The organism is Pseudomonas sp. IT-P74, from assembly GCF_949768175.1.
Lineage (GTDB): Bacteria > Pseudomonadota > Gammaproteobacteria > Pseudomonadales > Pseudomonadaceae > Aquipseudomonas.
On sequence record NZ_CATKQD010000022.1, the window covers coordinates 426345 to 441929 of the forward strand.

Genomic DNA, 15585 nt, shown 5'->3' on the forward strand with positions numbered 1-15585 from the left:
CTGTGTGCATCGGGCTTCAGGCCGGATCGCGATAGAACACGTCATCGGCGTAGGGATACCACCAGTCCTGGATTTTCGGCTGGTGGTCGATGATGACCATTTTCGAACGGCGGAACGCTTCCAGCCCCTGACGCCCGAGTTCGCGCCCAAGACCCGACATCTTCCAGCCACCGAACGGCAGCGCATCGTTGTCGATCAGCGGGTTGTTGACCCAGACCATCCCCGCCTCCAGACGCTCAGCGGCTTCCATGGCTTCGGCCAGGTCCGTGGAAAACAGCGAGGCGCCAAGGCCGAACGGCGAGTCGTTGGCCAAGCGCACCGCCTCATCGAAATCGCTGACCCGACAGATCGCCGCCACCGGACCGAAGCATTCTTCCTGCAGAATCGCCATGTCGCCAGTCACGCCGGTGAGGATGGTCGGCTCATAGAACCAGCCGACGCTGTGCCCGGGCGGAATCCGCCCGCCACACACCACTGTCGCGCCCTTGGCCACGGCGTCATCGACCAGGCGCATGACCTTGTTGCGTGCCGCCTCGCTGACCATCGGCCCGATCTCCGAACGCTCCAGGCCATGGCCAATGCGCAAGGCACGGGTGCGTTCGGCGAATTTCGCGACAAACTCGTCATGGATTTCATCAACGACGTAGAAGCGTTCCGCCGAGGTACAGATTTGTCCGCTCAAGTGGAATGCCGCCGTCACCGCTCCCGCCGCCGCCACGTCCAGCGGTGCGTGCCTGGAGATGATCAGCGGATCGCTGCCACCGGCCTCGATCACGCAAGGTTTCATCCGTTCGGCGCAGGCCACGGCCACCGCTTTGCCTGCCGCAACGCTGCCGGTGAACGCCACCGCGTGGGTCTGCGCTGACTGCACCAGCAACTGCGCAGTCGCTGCATCACCTGGCACACAGGACACCAGCCCCGGCAGTAGCGCGGCGAAGTGCTCCATGAACTTGAGGGTGCACAGGGTCGTGGCTTCCGCCGGCTTGATGATGCAGGCATTGCCCGCCGCCAGTGACGCGGCGACCGTCCAGCACATCAGCAGGATCGGAAAGTTGAACGGCATGATGTGCACGCTGACGCCGTACGGCTCGTAACGCACATGCTGGAACGAGCCGATCTGCGTGGTACCGGCGACCTTGCCGGCATCGTCCCGGGCCATTTCCGCGTAGTAGCGAAAGATCGGCGCGCAGTTGGCCAGCTCGCCCATGGCTTCGGGAAACGGCTTGCCCATCTCCAGGGTCATCAGGCGTGCGACTTCACGGTTGCAGGCCAGGTTCTGCTCGATGGCGTTGGCCAGTTGATGCAGGCGCGCGGCGCGGCTTTTGGCATCCACTACGCGCCATTGTTTTTGCGCGGCGGTGGCGGCATCGGTGGCGGCTTGCACATCGGCTTCGCCACACACGCCGACTTGCCCGACCGGTTGCAGGGTCGCCGGGTCGAGCACTTCGCGCACACGACCGGCGGTTAGCGGCAGAAACTCGGAGTTGATGAAACGCAATGCGGTGTCAGTGTTGAACGTGGCCATGGGATGATCCTTGAACCAATCGATAAGGGGTTTCGCGCAACGTCGCCAGGGTCTCGGCGGGCAATTCTTCACGCCAGCCCGGCACTTGCAGGTCGAGCCATTGGCGCAGCGGCGCAAAGGCCTCGGCGTCCAGGGCGCGGACAAACAAACCCAGGGTGCGCGGCAAATGCGCCAGGTAACCGTGCTTGCCGTCACGGCCGGCCAGGCGCACGAAAATCCCCAGCACCTTGGCGTGACGCTGGGCGGCCAGGCGCCGGTAGTCTTCGAGAAAACCCGGCGCATCCAGCTCCGGGCGCTGCAACAGGTAATGGCTGATCAGTGCTGCCCGCAGCGCTTCGGGCACATCGCGCCGGGCGTCTTCGAGCAGCGACATCAGGTCATAGGCCGCCGCCCCGACCAGGGCGTCCTGGAAATCCAGCAAGCCGCAGGCCGCCACGCCTTCACGGCCTTGCAGCAGCATCAGGTTGTCGACGTGAAAGTCGCGCAGCACCAGGGCTTCGCGGCGTTTTGCAACGTCGCGACAAGCATCGGCAAACAGCGCCAGATACTCATCGCGCAGGTTCTGCGCCGCGTCCTTGCCGATCAGCAGCGGCACGTACCAATCGATAAACAGCGCGTACTCGTGCGCCAGTCGCGGTTCGTCGTAAGGCGCCAATTCCGCCGCTGGCGCTGCGCGATGCAAGGCCACCAGCGTATCGACCGCCAGGTGATACAGCGCCGACTCCGAGTGCCCGGCCAGCAGCAGCCGGGTGTAGGTGTCGTGACCGAAATCCTCGATCAACGCCAGCCCCGCCGCCTCGTCCACCGCCAGCAAGGCCGGCGCGGACAGGCCCAGCCCCTGCAACTGCCGGGCGATGCGCACGAACGGGCCGATGGGCTCACTGTCGGGAGGCGAATCCATCAGCAACAGACCCGCGCCCTCCATGCGGAAATATCGCCGGGTCGAAGCATCCGCCGGCAAAGCGACCAGCAGGGCCCCGGCGTAACCGGCGCGGGCCAGAAAGGCGGTGCGCTGGTCTTCACGGGTTGGCAATGACGCCAAAGCATCTGTCATGGCGATCACCGGATCATGTAGACCTTTTTGATGGTCTCGTGGACGGTGCACACACCCTTCCAGTCCTTGCCGAAGAAGGCGGCGGTGTCCGGCCTGATCTCGATCACCTCGCCGGACTCATGGACGTAAGTGCAGCGACCTTCGAGAAAGTGGCAGAACTCGTCGCTGGTGACATGGCAGAACCATTTGCCCGGGGTGCAGATCCAGATGCCACATTCGGACTGGCCTTCGGGGCCTTTGTGGAGCACCACACCAGAGACACGGGACTCACCTTCGAGCATGGTCGGGATCACGCCCCAATCCTTGACATCGGTGATGCTCAGCGGGTCGTATAGAAACGGGGTAGTCATTCATCTTCTCCAGTTTTTTTGTAGGAGCGAGCCTGCTCGCGAAGGACGTCAACGATGACGCGCGCTGTCTGGATGACTGCGTTGTCCTGGCGTTTTTCGCGAGCAAGCTCGCTCCTACAGGGGTGGGGTATTCAGGCTCAGGCCAGCATGTACACGTTGCGCAGGGTTTCCCGGACGTGGCACTCACCGGTCCAGCCGGCCGGGAAGAGCACCAGGGTGTTGGGGCGCACTTCGATCACTTCACCGTTGTCGTTACGGTAAGTGGCGTGCCCCGCGAGGAAATGGCACAGCTCGTCCCGTGGAATCGACAACCGCCAGCGGCCGGGGGTGCACACCCACAGTCCGGTTTCCGGGCTATTGTTCGGGCCCTTGAACAGCAAGCGTCCGCTGGAATGCGAGACGCCTTCGACGGCGTCGCTCTGCACACCCCAGTCCACCAGGTCGGTGCGGCTGCTGACGGCTTCGAGGTACGGCGTGATACCCGCCGTGGTGGATGAATCAGGCATCGTTGAGCACCTTGTCGAGAATCGCGGCCGCGTCTTGCGGCCCCTTGCGCGATTGCATCTGCGCGCTGGTGCGCTGCAGCCGTTGGCGCATCGCCTCGTCGTTGAGGCACGCGTGGAGTTTTTCCGCGAGCTGTTCTTCGCTCCACTCATAGCGATCGAGCTTGAAGCCGTGGCCGCTTTCTTCGGCGCGCATGGCATTGTCGTGGCCGTCCCAGACGTAGGACATGACAATCGCCGGTTTGCCGAAGAACAGACACTCGGTGAAGCTGTTGTTGCCGCCGTGGTGGATCACCGCGTCGACCTGGGCGATCACCGACGGCTGCGGGAACCAGTTGGAAATCTGCACGTTGTCCGGCAGGTCCGGGTACTCGTCGAGGTGTTCGCCGACGTTGAACAGCGCCCGGTAAGGCAGCTTGCCCACCGCCTCGATCAGGCGCTTGAGCAGCTCGACATCGCCGGAACCGAGGCTGCCGAAACTGGCGTACAGCAGCGGCTTGTCGTTGTGGGCGCGAAACGGCGGAATCTCGTAGGGCGTGTCGTGGCGCACGCAACCTTGCAGGTAATGGAAACGCTCGGCCGGCAGCGGATGGCGCCGGTCGAACTTGACCGCATCCGGGTACAGCAGCAGGTTCATGAACGGTGAGGCTTCAAAGAATGTGCCCAGCGGATAGGGTTCCTCGCCGTGGGCCTGGAGGAACTGGTTGAAGTCGTCGTGAATCGGCCCGACCACCTCCTCGAAACGCTGGCGGAATTGCGCGTGGCCGGTCTTGTCGTCGATGCTCATGCCCGACAGGTGCGGCGGGATATCCGGGTCTTCGATCTCGTTTTCCGAGCAGGAAATGATCCGCACCCACGGCTTGCCGTATTGCTTGATCGCCGGGAACAGGATCACGTTGTCCACGCAGATCAGGTCGGGCTTGACCTTGTCCAGCACCGCCGGCAGGTCCTTTTGCGCCCACTTGGCGGTTTCGACGATGGCCGCCCAGCATTCCTTGACGTAGTTGTCGATCTGGTCGAGCGGCGACTTGCGGAAGTTCGGAATGTGGCCGTTGATGAAATCCACCCAGTAGCGGGCCATCTCTTCGGCCGGCATCGGCGCCGACATGTTGACCATGTGCTCTTCAAAACCATAACCGGCGTAAACACCGCTCATGCCCGGGTCGGTGAGGAACACCGCTTTGTGCCCCAGGGCTTCACAGGCCTGGGCGATACCCACTGAGTTCAGCGCCGGGCCATAAGCGGCTTCCGGAAAGAATGCGATCACTTTCTGTTTCATCGAGTGCTGCTCCTGCCTGGTCTTTTTATTGTTCAGCGCGTCAATACGCGGGCATGCCGGGCCTGCCAGCCCAGCCGGATGGTCGTGTCGATTGCAAAATGGGCGAATTCGAACTGTGAGGACGGCACGCGTACGATCAGCGGTTTGTCGCTGAGGGGAGTCTGCACGTGCAGATTGGTGTCGAGGCCGTGGTAGGCGACTTCGACGATCTTGCCGCTGACCTGATTGGCACAATCGCCGCCCTGCTCCGTCAGCACCTGTAAGCGTTCGGGGCGCACCACCACGGCAACGGATTGACCGGTCACCAGCGGTGCGTCGGTTTCGACGCTCAGCTCGTGGCCGTTGACCCGCACCGAATGCTGGCCCGAGCGCACGCCTTCGAGCAGGTTGCTGACGCCGATGAAGTTGGCGACAAAACGGCTGTTGGGGTTTTCGTAGAGTTCGGTCGGGCTGCCGCACTGGCAGACCTTGCCGCCATCCAGGACTGCCATGCGGTCGGACATCACCAGGGCTTCTTCCTGGTCGTGGGTGACGATGATGAAGGTGATGCCGCTCTCGTGTTGCAGGCGCTTGAGTTCCAGTTGCATCTTTTCCCGCAGCTTCTTGTCGAGGGCGCCCAAGGGTTCGTCGAGCAGCAACACTCGCGGGCGTTTGACCAATGCCCGTGCCAGCGCCACCCGTTGACGCTGACCGCCGGACAGCTGATCGGGCTTGCGCTCGGCCAGTTCACCCAGTTGCGCGGTGCTTAGCACTTCATCGACCCGGCGGCGGATTTCGCTTTCCGGTAGGCGCTCCATTTCCAGGCCGTAGGCAATGTTCTTGCGCACGGTCATGTTGGGAAACAGCGCGTAGGACTGGAACATCAGGTTCAGCGGCCGCTTGTTCGCCGGCAGCGGCGAGATGTCATTGCCATCCAGATAGATGCAGCCACCGCTGGGGGTCTCGAAACCGGCAAGCATGCGCAGCAACGTGGTCTTGCCGCAGCCCGACGGCCCCAGCAGCGCGAAGAACTCGTTCTCGCGGATGCTCAGCGACACCTCGTTGACCGCCAGGCCGTTGCCATAAGACTTGCTGACCTTGTCCAGGATCAGTACCGCAGATGAATTATTCATGGGTGCGAGGAGCCTTGTTGAGACGCTGCGAAGCCAGCAGCGCGGTGATGCTGACCAGCATCACCAGCGTCGCCAGAGCGTTGATTTCCGGGGTGACGCCGAAGCGGATCATGGCGTAGATCTGCATGGGCAACGTGGTCGAGGCCTGGCCGGAGCCGGAGTTGAAAAAGGCGATGATGAATTCGTCCACCGACAGGGTGAACGAGAGCAAACCGCCCGCCAGCACGCCGGGAAAAATCACCGGTAGCAGCACTCGGCGGAACGTGGTGAACCAGCTCGCGCCGAGGTCGATCGAGGCTTCAAGGATCGAATAATCGAAGTGCTTGAGCCGCGTGCGCACCACCGCGCAGACGAAGGCGATGTTGAACACGGCGTGGCTGATGATGATCGAGTGCAGCCCCAGGCCGACCTTGAGCAGGTTGAAGAAACTCAGCAGCGCAATCGCCAGCACGATGTCGGGAATGATCATCGGCGCCATCAGCAAGGTGTCGACCACCTGGCCTTTATGGTTGTCCTTGCGGCGCAACTCGATGCCCAGGGCCAGGAAGGTGCCGAGCACGCAGGCGATGAAGGTGGCCGACAAGGCAACGATCAGGGTGTTGAGCGCCGCCGACAGGATCGCCGTGTTGTGCGCCAGCGCCGCGTACCACTTCAGCGACACGCCGCCCCAGGCAGTGGGCAATCCGGACTTGTTGAACGACAGCAGGATCAACACCAGGATCGGTATATAAAGGAAGGCGTACACCAGCCCCAGGTGCGAACCCAGCACGGTGGCGCTGACAGAACGAGACTGACTCATGAGCGCGCCCCTTCTGCACGACGGGCCACCAGGGCCTGGATGAACAACAGGATCAACATGATCGCGATCAGGAAGAAGCTCAGCGCCGCACCGAACGGCCAGTCCCGCGCCGTGAGGAATTGCGAGTAGATCAGGTTGCCGACCATCTGCACCTGCTTGCCGCCCAACAGGTCGGCCGTGATGAAGTTGCCGATGCTCAGCACGAAGACAAACACCGCGCCTGCGGCGATACCCGGCACGCTCAGCGGCAGGATGATCCGGCGAAAGGTCATCCAGCCCGAGGCGCCGAGGTCTTTCGAGGCGTCCCACAGTTCGTTGTTGATGCGCGACAGCGAGGAGAAAATCGCCAGGATCACAAAGGGGATATAGTTGTAGACCAGCCCCAGCACCACGGACGATTCGGTGTACAGCAGGCTGATGGGTTCGCCGCTGTAGCCGAGCATTTGCAGCAGGCGGTTGATCAGGCCTTCGCGGTTGAGCAGGACGATCCAGGCGTAGGTGCGGATCAGGTAGTTGCTCCAGAACGGCAGCATCACCAGAAACAGGTACACCGCCTGACGCCGCCGTGGCGCACGGGCAATCGCGTAGGCTGCCGGGTAGCCGATCAACACCGCGAACACCGTGGCCAGCCCGGCGATCTTCGCCGATTTGAGCAGGATGCCCAGGTACAGCGGATCGAACGCGCGCTGGTAGTTTTCCCAGGTGAACAACCAGTCGATGCCACCGTAGGCGCCGCGTTCAACGAAGCTGTAGACCAGCACCAGCAGGCACGGAATCACCAGGAACATCAGCAGCCAGCCGAAGCCGGGCGCAAGAAGCCAGGCCGACAGACGCCTGTCAGCATGCAAAGCACTCATTAACTCTATCCTCCCGCCTCAGGACAGAGGCGGCTTGCAAGCGTGGCGAGGCATGCCGGGCAGGCCTCGGATCGACGTGGCGTTAGTTCTGCGCCGCCATGATTTCGGTGACGGCGCGGGTGTAGGCCTTTTGCGTGGTGCCGCCCAGATCGCGCAATTGCTCCATTTTCAGCAGCTCGGCGGGGGCGATGGTCAGGTTGGGGTATTGCTTGAGCAGGTCAGCGGACAGCCCGGCCATGGCCGCCTGGTTGGGGACTTTGTAGAGGATGTTTTCCGCGACCCAGGCGTGGTTTTCCTTGGCCAGCATGAAGTTGATGAACTTGAAGGCTTCGTCCTGGTGCTTCGAGCTCTTGAGCACCACCATGGTGTCCACCCACAGGTCGGAACCTTCCTTGGGCACCACGAACTTGATCGCCGCGTTGGCCTGGGTGCCGTAGTTGCACCAGCCGTCCCAGGCGTGGGCCATCAGCGATTCGCCGGAGGCCAGCTTGGAGTAGAAGGTGGTGTCGTCGAAGGAGAGAATGCGTTTTTTGGTGGCGATCAGTTGGTCGCGAACGGCGGCGATTTGCGCGGGGTCGCTGTCGTTGACCGACCAGCCCTTGGCGAGGAACCCGGCGCCGAGCATCCAGCGGTCGGTGGCGAGCATCGTCACCTTGCCCTTGAGCGCGTCGCTCGGGTTGAGCAGTTCGTTCCAGCTCTGTGGCGCCGGTGTCACCTTGTCGGAGCGGTAGCAGATGCCGGTGGTGCCCCAGGTGTAAGGCACGGAGAACCGGTTGCCCTGGTCATATTCCAGGTGCGTGGCTTCGGGGTAGAGGTTTTTCAGGTTGGGGACTTTGACCGGATCGATGTCCGCCAGCAGCCCCTGTTTGTGCAGGACTTCGGCGAAAGGCGAGGAGACGAACACCACGTCGTACCCTTCACCACCGGACGCCATCAGCTTGCCCATGACTTCTTCGTTGGTGGCGTGCAGCGCCTTGTCGACGTCCACACCGCTGGCAGCCTTGAACTTGTCCAGGGCATCCGGGGCCATGTAGCCGTCCCAGATGGAAATCACCATGTCTTTCGCACTTGCAGCCTGTGAAGCGATCGCCAGGGAAACGGCCAATCCCACGCACAGAAGATCATTCAGCTTGCTCATAAATACTCACCCGACGATTGATTATTGTTGTGTTCGAAGGCAGTACGGCAAAACGAGAAACGATTGCTTGTGTTTTTTTTTAGAAATTAGGACCAGCATCAAAAGATGTCAACGCATTTTTTCCAGCCTGACGATTACCCGGCGCATGACATAAGATGAGCACCTGAGCCCGACAGCGGATCACAACGAGAAAAGACGCTTGAGTACGACAGTCGAAAAAAAACCGCGCACCAATCACCTGGAACTGGCCCGGCGCATCCTCGAGCACACCCAGGAAAGCGGCCTGGTGGCCGGCGACCCGGTGGCCGAGCAGGCCCTGGCCCGGACCTTCCAGGTCTCGCGCACGCTGATTCGCGGCGCGTTGAAGGTGCTGCTCGAAGAAAACCTGCTGAGCCACGAAGCCGGCAAGGGTTACCGATTGCTGGCCTCGCCGGCGGGCCAGGCCTTCAACGCCGCCCTGCCCCAGGCCGAGGAAGAAGAACTGGCCGCTTCGGTGCTGCGCGACCGCATGGCCGGACGCCTGGGCGACAGCATCAGCATCAGCGAGTTGATGCGCCGCTACGCCATCGGCCGGCCGGCGGCACAAAAGGCCCTGCAGCAATTGAGCGAAAGCCAGGCCATCGAACGCGGCCCCGGCCAGTCCTGGCTGTTTCGCCCGTCGCTGAACAGCCTCGCCGCCCTTGAAGAAAGCCTGAAATTCCGCCTGATTCTCGAGCCCGAAGCCTTGCTCAGCCCGAGCTTCAATGCCGACCCGCAACGCCTGGCGCTGTTGCGCAGCGCCACGCAAAGCCTGCTCGCCCGCCCCGTGGAAGACTTCGATATCCAACAGTTTCGCGAACTGGACATCAGCTTCCACGAACTGCTGGCCCAGAGCTGCGGCAACCGCTTCATCAGCGACGCCCTGCTCCAGCATCAAGGCCTGCGGCGCCTGCCGAACCTGCTGCCCTCGGTGAGCGTGCATCGCCTGCAGGAGGCGCTGCGCGAACACCTGCAAATCATCGCGCAGATCGAACGCGGGCAGATGGAGATCGCCGCCGACCTGCTGCGCCTGCACCTGCGCCTGAGCGCCGCGCAACGCCCGCAAACCGCCAACCGTGGCATCCCGCAAAGCCATCTGTTCGGGCGTCGCTAACCGGCTCGCAAAAACATGATGATTTTTTTTTGAAAATAAGACAGCATCAAAAACACCTTCAGGAGCGGCGGGTCTGACCCGCCATGGACAGTCCCTCGCCATGCAAAAACAAAAACTGATCGCCCTGTTTCCGGAAGCCAGTTTCGGCGCGGCCTTGAACTGCATTGGTATCGCTCAGTCGCTGCGTGAACTGGGTGCCAGGCCGGTGTTCATCTGCCATGAACATTTCCAGGGGTTGTTCGCCGAATACGGTTTCGACGAGTACCCGATTCCGCAAGCGAGCCCATTGTCGGCGGCGGAACACCAGCACTACTGGGAGCGCTTCATCGAGCGCAGCATTCCGTACTTCGACCAGACCCCGCTGGCGCAGATCGACAGCTACGTGGCGCCGGCCTGGGAAGCCATCATCGACACCGCGATCGAAGCGGAAAAACCCTTGCAGCAGTTGCTCGGCCGCCTCAAGCCCGACGTGATCGTGCTCGACAACGTGGTGATGTTCCCGGCCATCGCCAACGCCGGTTGCCCCTGGGTGCGGGTGGTGTCCTGCGCCGAAACCGAACTGCCGGATGCGGCCGTTCCGCCGTACCTGTCCGGGTGCATGGCCAGCGACACCCAGGCCTGCGAGCGCTACACCGAGCAGTACCTGAAGGCCGTCGCACCGGCCCATGAACGCTTTTCGCAATTTCTCCTCGGCAACAATACGGCGCCGTGCCCAGCGGGGCAGTTCCTCACCGACTCGCCATGGCTGAACCTGCTACTGTCACCGACGCCAGTACGCTATGAGCGCCAGCAACCGCTGGACCCGCAACGCTACATCTACCTCGACGGTTGCGTGCGCCGCGAAGCGCCGTACATCGTCCCGGACTTTCCACGGCACAACGACGCACCGCTGATCTACCTCAGCTTCGGCAGCCTCGGCGCCGCGGACACCGGGATGATGAAGCGCCTGATCAGCACAATCGAAACCTTACCGTATCGCTTCCTGGTCAACGTCGGCGCCTACCGTGACATGTACACCACCGTGCCGGACAACGTGTACCTCGATAGCTGGTTTGCCCAGCCGGCGGTGCTCAAGGAATGCCAGTTGTTCATCCATCACGGGGGCAACAACAGCTTCTGCGAAGCGCTGTATTTCGGCCTGCCATCGCTGATCATTCCCTATTGCTGGGACGGCCACGACAACGCCGCCCGCGCCGAGGAAGTCGGCGTCGGCCGCTACCTGCCGCGCTTTGCCGATCCCCTGGCCGCCCTGCCCGCCGCGCTTGAACAGCTGCTGGCCGATCAAGCGATGAAACGACGCCTCCAATCGTTCAGCGAGCGCATGCAGGCGACCCGCGGCACCGACATTGCCGCCCGCGCGATTCTCGCTCTACCCGATCTCTAGCCATAACAACAAAAACCGTCGGGCAACCGAACGCAATCGTCGCTGCCCGACACACCGCCGGAGTTTCAGCATGAATGCCCCACCGCGTCTCGATGCCCTCGACCACGTCCTGCCCCATCCCTTCTGGCAGGACACCGTCACCCCGCCGCCCGCCGCACCTTCCGTCACCGGCACGGTGCAGTGCGACCTGGCGGTGGTCGGCGGTGGCTTTACCGGATTGTGGACGGCGCTGCTGGCGCGCCAGCGCAACCCCGGGCTGAGCATCGCGATCATCGAGGCGCGGCGTTGCGGCGGTGAGGCCAGCGGGCGCAATGGCGGATTCTGCGCGCCGAGCATTTCCCATGGTGTGTCGAACGCGCTGAAGCGCTGGCCTGATGAAGCCGAACAGTTGATTCGTCTCGGCCGACAGAACCTCGACGAACTGGCTGCCGACCTGCAACGCTTCGGCATGAACGTTGAGTTCGAACGCCAGGGCAAACTCAACGTCGCGGCCCGGCCGTGGCAGGTCGACGGGCTGCGCTCGATGCAGCGCAACTATGCACGGTTCGGCATCGACTGCCAGTGGCTCGAAGGCAGCGATCTGACACGCAAGCTTGATTCACCGGCTTATGTGGCCGGCCTGTTCGAACCCAATTACGCCCTGCTCAACCCGGCGAAAATGGCCGCTGAACTGCGCCGTGTTTGCCTTGAGCAAGGCATTCAACTGTTCGAAAACAGCCCGGTCCTGCAATTGAGCGCGGACAAAGACAACCTGCGCCTGCGTACAGAAGGCGGCGAAGTGAGCGCCGGAAAAATCGCCCTGGCCACCAACATCGCCCCGCCGCTGCTCGGCCATCTGGCATCGAGCGTGATCCCGGTCTACGACTACAGCCTGGTCAGCGAACCCTTGAGCGATGCGCAGCTGCAAGCCATCGGCTGGATCGGCCGCTACGGCATCGCCGACGCCGGCAACCAGTTCCACTACCTGCGCAAGACCGCCGACAACCGCATTCTCTGGGCCGGCTTTGATGCCATCTACCATTTCGGCGGACGCCGCGACGAAGCCCTGACCCAGCGTCCGCACAGCTTCCAGCGTCTGGCCGAGCAGTTTCAACAGACTTTCCCGGCGCTGCGCGATGTGCGTTTCAGTCATGCCTGGGGCGGCATCATCGACACCTCCGCGCGCACCACGATGTTCACCGGTTGCGAACACCAGGGCCGCGTCGCCTATGCCTTGGGCTTCACCGGGCAAGGGGTGTCCGCCAGCCGTTTCGCCGCACTGAACATGCTCGATCTGTTGGCCGGCGAGCGCACCGAACGCACCGAACTGCTGATGACGTCCAAGGCGCCGTTCCGCTTTCCGCCCGAACCCTTGCGTTATGTCGGCGTGAAACTGGCCCAGCGTTCACTGGCGCGGGAAGACCGCGACGGTCACCGCGACCTGCTGCTCAAGACCTTCGATGCCTTTGGCATCGGTTTCGATTCCTGACCCGGAGACCCCCATGTCCACAGCCCTGCCCCGGCACGTCATCGACTTCGCCAGCGACCTTACTCCCCGTGAAACCGAAATCAGCGACCCGGCCGTGGTCGACGCGCCCTATCGCAGCAAGAGTTGGCGGCACTTTGTAGCACCCGGGAAAAACGCCGTGGCCGGCATCTGGGAGGCAGGACCGCACCGGGAGCGTTGCCAGTGCGATTACGACGAGCTGTGTCACATCCTCGAAGGCAGCGTACGCCTGACCGATGCCGAAGGCGTCGCGCGCACGTTCGGCCCCGGTGATTGCTTCGTGGTCGCCAGCGGATTCAATGGCACCTGGGAAAACCTCACGACGGTGCGCAAGGTTTACTTCATCCTCGGCTAAACGGCCCCGACCGCTACATCAGGCTGCTGACGCACCTGATTGCGCCCGTTGCGCTTGGCCTGGTAAAGCGCATCGTCGGCGCGGGTCAACAGGCTTTCCGGTGTGTCGCCGGGTTGAACATGAGCCACGCCAAACGACGCGGTGATGGTGTCCAGCACCGTGTCGGTGCCCCGGGCCTTGACCCGCAGCGACTGGATTTTCAGCCGCAGGCGCTCGGCAAAAGCGCCCGCGGCGGCCAGGTCCGGGCAATCCTTGAGCACCACGCAGAACTCCTCGCCGCCATAACGCGCCGCGAACGCTTCTTCGGGCAGCGAATCGCGCAACACCCGGGCGACATGCTGCAGCACGCGGTCGCCCAAGGGATGGCCGTACTGGTCGTTGAACTGCTTGAAGTGGTCGATATCCAGCATCACCAGCGCCACGCCCTTCGCCACGTTGCCCATGGCCTGTTCAAGCTGGCGGTTGAAGGTGGCGCGGTTGAGCAATTCGGTCAGGCCATCGAGGGTCGCGGCCAGTTGGGCGCGCTGCAGTTTGTCCCGCAGGCTTTTGATTTCATGCTGCGCCGACTGCAACTGGGCGAGGAAGTGTTCCTGCTGCCCCTGCATCAGCCGGGTGCTCTGTTGCAGCTCGCTCAGGATGCTCGGCAAGCGCTCGCTGGCGGGCTGTTCGAGCATCTGCAGGTATTGGCCCAGGCTGGCCTGGAAGTTCTGGTTCCCCCTCACGCTGCGCGAAACATCGCGCTCCATGTCGTCGACCAGGTTGATCGCGTCCTGCTGCCCGGAGCGAGCGTCCGCCAGCTCATCGCGGATGATGTACTCGCGAAACAGCTTGGCGGCCGACTCCGGCGGGAAACAGTCGAAGTCGTTGACTACCCGGTCCAGGTGCCGGTTGAGCTCCGGCTCCTGGCCCTTGCTGTAGGTGTACCAAAGCGCGTAATGCACCGGGTTGGGCGGAATGTTGTGACGAACCATCAGCGGCACGGCCTGCTTGAGCAATGCCGCAGCCTCGCGGGAGTCTTCTGGATACAGCGCTAGAACAGTCGCTCGCGTGTCTGATTGGCTCATGGTTTCACTGTGGTTGTTATCATTGGCGTTTGGCAAACTCGCAGAGCATAGCGATACGCCCGGCAAACGACCATCCCGAATGACACAATCATTTCATCCCGGTACGCCCGAGGTATTGCCCCCGGCTTTTTTGTAGGAGCCATGTGCGCCACATTGCTATTGTGGGAGCCAGCCTGCTGGCGATGGCGGTGTATCAGTCCACGACGATGTTGGATCTGATGGCCTCATCGCGAGCGGCTCGCTCCTACAGGGAGCCATGTGCGCCACATTACTATTGTGGGAGCCAGCCTGCTGGCGATGGCGGTGTATCAATCAACGACGATGTTGGATCTGATGGCCTCATCGCGAGCAGGCTCGCTCCTACAGGGGGCCATGTGCGCCACATCACTATTGTGGGAGCCAGCCTGCTGGCGATGGCGGTGTATCAGCCAACGACGATGTTGGATCTGATGGCCTCATCGCGTTCAGGCTCGCTCCTACAGGGAGCCTGCGGTGCCTGTGTTATCGCGCAGCCCAGGCATTGAAGCGCTGTTCAAGCTCTTCGCCATGGTCGACCCAGAACTCCGCGTCCACGGCCCGGGCGCCGGCCAGGTTGGCCTCGGCGGTCGGCAGTTGCTCCTGCACGTCCTTGGGCAGCAATGGCAGGGTCTGGCGATGCACCGGCCCGTAGGGGATGGTTTCCGAGAAGACCTTTTGTGCCTGCGGCTGGCTGGCAAACGCAATGAAGTTTTCCGCCAATGCCTTGTTCGGCGTGCCTTTGACCACCGCCCAGTATTCCGGGTCGTACAGGCTCTGCGGCCAGACGATGCTCAGCTTCATGCCTTCCTTTTGCGCCGAGGCGATCCGGCCGTTGTAGGCGGCGCTCATCACCACGTCCCCGGCCACCAACCATTGCGCCGGTTGCGCGCCCGCCTCCCACCACTGGATGTTCGGCTTGATCTGGTCGAGCTTGGCAAAGGCCCGCGTCACGCCTTGCGGGGTGTTCAAGACCTTGTACACGTCGTCCGCCTTGACGCCGTCGGCGAGCAAGGCGATTTCCAGGGTGTACTTGGCGCTCTTGCGCAGGCCGCGCTTGCCCGGGAAATCGGCGACATTCCAGAAGTCCGCCCAGGACTGCGGCGCCTTGGCCTGCTTGCTCTGGTCGTAGGCCATGACCATCGACCAGACGTATGTGGCCACCCCGCACTCGGTCAACGCACCCGGCACGAAGTTCGCCGAATCACCGAAGCGCCCCGCATCGAGCTTCTCGAACAGGCCTTCCTCGCAGCCGCGCAACAACTCGGGGCTTTCGACTTCCACCACGTCCCAACTGGTGTGACCGGCGGAGACCATGGCCTTGATCTTCGACAGCTCGCCGTTGTACTCACCGGCGATGATGTTGCCCGCGCCGCTGGCGTTGAAGGGCTGGAAATAGGCCTTATCCTGGGCCTGTTTGGTCGCGCCACCGAAGGAAATCACGGTGAGGTCCTGGGGGGCCGCCCACACACTGGCACTCAACACCGCCAGGGCAAACGGAACACTGCAACGCAAGGATCTGGACATGGATC

At 62.7% G+C, this 15585-nt stretch carries 15 protein-coding genes; 4 read left to right on the top strand and 11 right to left on the bottom strand.

Translation table 11 applies throughout. The features are described from left to right. Positions 1-16 precede the first annotated feature (16 nt). From ACM6J5_RS15860 to ACM6J5_RS15900, 9 genes are all read right to left on the bottom strand, one after another. Positions 17-1525 carry an aldehyde dehydrogenase family protein gene (locus tag ACM6J5_RS15860; protein ID WP_414928918.1) on the bottom strand — a complete coding sequence of 503 codons (1509 nt, stop codon included), beginning with the start codon at positions 1523-1525 and terminating at the stop codon, positions 17-19. Continuing rightward, positions 1506-2579, bottom strand: coding sequence for an aminoglycoside phosphotransferase family protein (locus tag ACM6J5_RS15865; RefSeq protein WP_414928919.1), 1074 nt, complete (start codon positions 2577-2579; stop codon positions 1506-1508). Before ACM6J5_RS15865 ends, ACM6J5_RS15860 begins: the two co-directional genes overlap by 20 nt. Before the next feature lie 5 nt (positions 2580-2584). Further along, positions 2585-2929 carry a cupin domain-containing protein gene (locus tag ACM6J5_RS15870; RefSeq protein ID WP_056727343.1) on the bottom strand — a complete coding sequence of 115 codons (345 nt, stop codon included), beginning with the start codon at positions 2927-2929 and terminating at the stop codon, positions 2585-2587. A gap of 137 nt (positions 2930-3066) precedes the next feature. Beyond that, positions 3067-3435 (bottom strand): cupin domain-containing protein, encoded by a 369-nt coding sequence (locus ACM6J5_RS15875; RefSeq protein ID WP_150673308.1) that lies wholly within the window; start codon positions 3433-3435, stop codon positions 3067-3069. Continuing rightward, a complete protein-coding gene (locus ACM6J5_RS15880; protein WP_414928920.1) occupies positions 3428-4711 on the bottom strand; it encodes a nucleotide disphospho-sugar-binding domain-containing protein in 1284 nt (427 codons plus the stop codon). The genes ACM6J5_RS15875 and ACM6J5_RS15880 overlap by 8 nt, the downstream gene beginning before the upstream one ends. Before the next feature lie 32 nt (positions 4712-4743). After that, positions 4744-5823: an ABC transporter ATP-binding protein gene (locus ACM6J5_RS15885; protein WP_414928921.1), complete on the bottom strand. Its 1080-nt coding sequence runs from the start codon at positions 5821-5823 to the stop codon at positions 4744-4746. Continuing rightward, on the bottom strand, positions 5816-6622 hold the full coding sequence (locus ACM6J5_RS15890) for an ABC transporter permease (protein WP_414928922.1): 807 nt from the start codon (positions 6620-6622) through the stop codon (positions 5816-5818). Before ACM6J5_RS15890 ends, ACM6J5_RS15885 begins: the two co-directional genes overlap by 8 nt. Then, positions 6619-7479 (bottom strand): ABC transporter permease, encoded by an 861-nt coding sequence (locus ACM6J5_RS15895; RefSeq protein ID WP_056727353.1) that lies wholly within the window; start codon positions 7477-7479, stop codon positions 6619-6621. The genes ACM6J5_RS15890 and ACM6J5_RS15895 overlap by 4 nt, the downstream gene beginning before the upstream one ends. A gap of 82 nt (positions 7480-7561) precedes the next feature. Further along, positions 7562-8617, bottom strand: coding sequence for a spermidine/putrescine ABC transporter substrate-binding protein (locus ACM6J5_RS15900; protein WP_414928923.1), 1056 nt, complete (start codon positions 8615-8617; stop codon positions 7562-7564). A 199-nt stretch (positions 8618-8816) separates the two neighbouring features. On the opposite strand from ACM6J5_RS15900, the gene ACM6J5_RS15905 reads away from it, so the two are divergent. The 4 genes from ACM6J5_RS15905 to ACM6J5_RS15920 all read left to right on the top strand — a co-directional run bounded on the left by ACM6J5_RS15905 (position 8817) and on the right by ACM6J5_RS15920 (position 12974). Beyond that, positions 8817-9749, top strand: coding sequence for a GntR family transcriptional regulator (locus ACM6J5_RS15905; protein ID WP_095946269.1), 933 nt, complete (start codon positions 8817-8819; stop codon positions 9747-9749). A gap of 100 nt (positions 9750-9849) precedes the next feature. Next, complete coding sequence (locus ACM6J5_RS15910; RefSeq protein ID WP_414928924.1) at positions 9850-11133, top strand: nucleotide disphospho-sugar-binding domain-containing protein; 1284 nt, start codon at positions 9850-9852, stop codon at positions 11131-11133. Positions 11134-11203: 70 nt separating this feature from the next. Further along, on the top strand, positions 11204-12601 hold the full coding sequence (locus ACM6J5_RS15915) for an NAD(P)/FAD-dependent oxidoreductase (RefSeq protein WP_414928925.1): 1398 nt from the start codon (positions 11204-11206) through the stop codon (positions 12599-12601). 13 nt (positions 12602-12614) lie between these two features. Next, complete coding sequence (locus ACM6J5_RS15920) at positions 12615-12974, top strand: cupin domain-containing protein (RefSeq protein WP_095946272.1); 360 nt, start codon at positions 12615-12617, stop codon at positions 12972-12974. Here the strand turns inward: ACM6J5_RS15920 and ACM6J5_RS15925 are convergent. Both ACM6J5_RS15925 and ACM6J5_RS15930 read right to left on the bottom strand, forming a co-directional pair. Next, positions 12971-14038: a GGDEF domain-containing protein gene (locus ACM6J5_RS15925; RefSeq protein ID WP_150673316.1), complete on the bottom strand. Its 1068-nt coding sequence runs from the start codon at positions 14036-14038 to the stop codon at positions 12971-12973. The genes ACM6J5_RS15920 and ACM6J5_RS15925 overlap by 4 nt on opposite strands. A gap of 501 nt (positions 14039-14539) precedes the next feature. Next, entirely contained in the window at positions 14540-15580 is a 1041-nt protein-coding gene (locus tag ACM6J5_RS15930) for an ABC transporter substrate-binding protein (protein WP_095946341.1), read from the bottom strand. Positions 15581-15585 lie beyond the last annotated feature (5 nt).

Excerpts from the sequence above, each read along its gene's own strand:
- ACM6J5_RS15860 (WP_414928918.1), bottom strand. The coding sequence starts at position 1,525 with ATGGCCACGTTCAACACTGACACCGCATTGCGTTTCATCAACTCCGAG.
- ACM6J5_RS15865 (WP_414928919.1), bottom strand. The coding sequence starts at position 2,579 with ATGACAGATGCTTTGGCGTCATTGCCAACCCGTGAAGACCAGCGCACC.
- ACM6J5_RS15870 (WP_056727343.1), bottom strand. The coding sequence starts at position 2,929 with ATGACTACCCCGTTTCTATACGACCCGCTGAGCATCACCGATGTCAAG.
- ACM6J5_RS15875 (WP_150673308.1), bottom strand. The coding sequence starts at position 3,435 with ATGCCTGATTCATCCACCACGGCGGGTATCACGCCGTACCTCGAAGCC.
- ACM6J5_RS15880 (WP_414928920.1), bottom strand. The coding sequence starts at position 4,711 with ATGAAACAGAAAGTGATCGCATTCTTTCCGGAAGCCGCTTATGGCCCG.
- ACM6J5_RS15885 (WP_414928921.1), bottom strand. The coding sequence starts at position 5,823 with ATGAATAATTCATCTGCGGTACTGATCCTGGACAAGGTCAGCAAGTCT.
- ACM6J5_RS15890 (WP_414928922.1), bottom strand. The coding sequence starts at position 6,622 with ATGAGTCAGTCTCGTTCTGTCAGCGCCACCGTGCTGGGTTCGCACCTG.
- ACM6J5_RS15895 (WP_056727353.1), bottom strand. The coding sequence starts at position 7,479 with ATGAGTGCTTTGCATGCTGACAGGCGTCTGTCGGCCTGGCTTCTTGCG.
- ACM6J5_RS15900 (WP_414928923.1), bottom strand. The coding sequence starts at position 8,617 with ATGAGCAAGCTGAATGATCTTCTGTGCGTGGGATTGGCCGTTTCCCTG.
- ACM6J5_RS15910 (WP_414928924.1), top strand. The coding sequence starts at position 9,850 with ATGCAAAAACAAAAACTGATCGCCCTGTTTCCGGAAGCCAGTTTCGGC.
- ACM6J5_RS15915 (WP_414928925.1), top strand. The coding sequence starts at position 11,204 with ATGAATGCCCCACCGCGTCTCGATGCCCTCGACCACGTCCTGCCCCAT.
- ACM6J5_RS15920 (WP_095946272.1), top strand. The coding sequence starts at position 12,615 with ATGTCCACAGCCCTGCCCCGGCACGTCATCGACTTCGCCAGCGACCTT.
- ACM6J5_RS15925 (WP_150673316.1), bottom strand. The coding sequence starts at position 14,038 with ATGAGCCAATCAGACACGCGAGCGACTGTTCTAGCGCTGTATCCAGAA.
- ACM6J5_RS15930 (WP_095946341.1), bottom strand. The coding sequence starts at position 15,580 with ATGTCCAGATCCTTGCGTTGCAGTGTTCCGTTTGCCCTGGCGGTGTTG.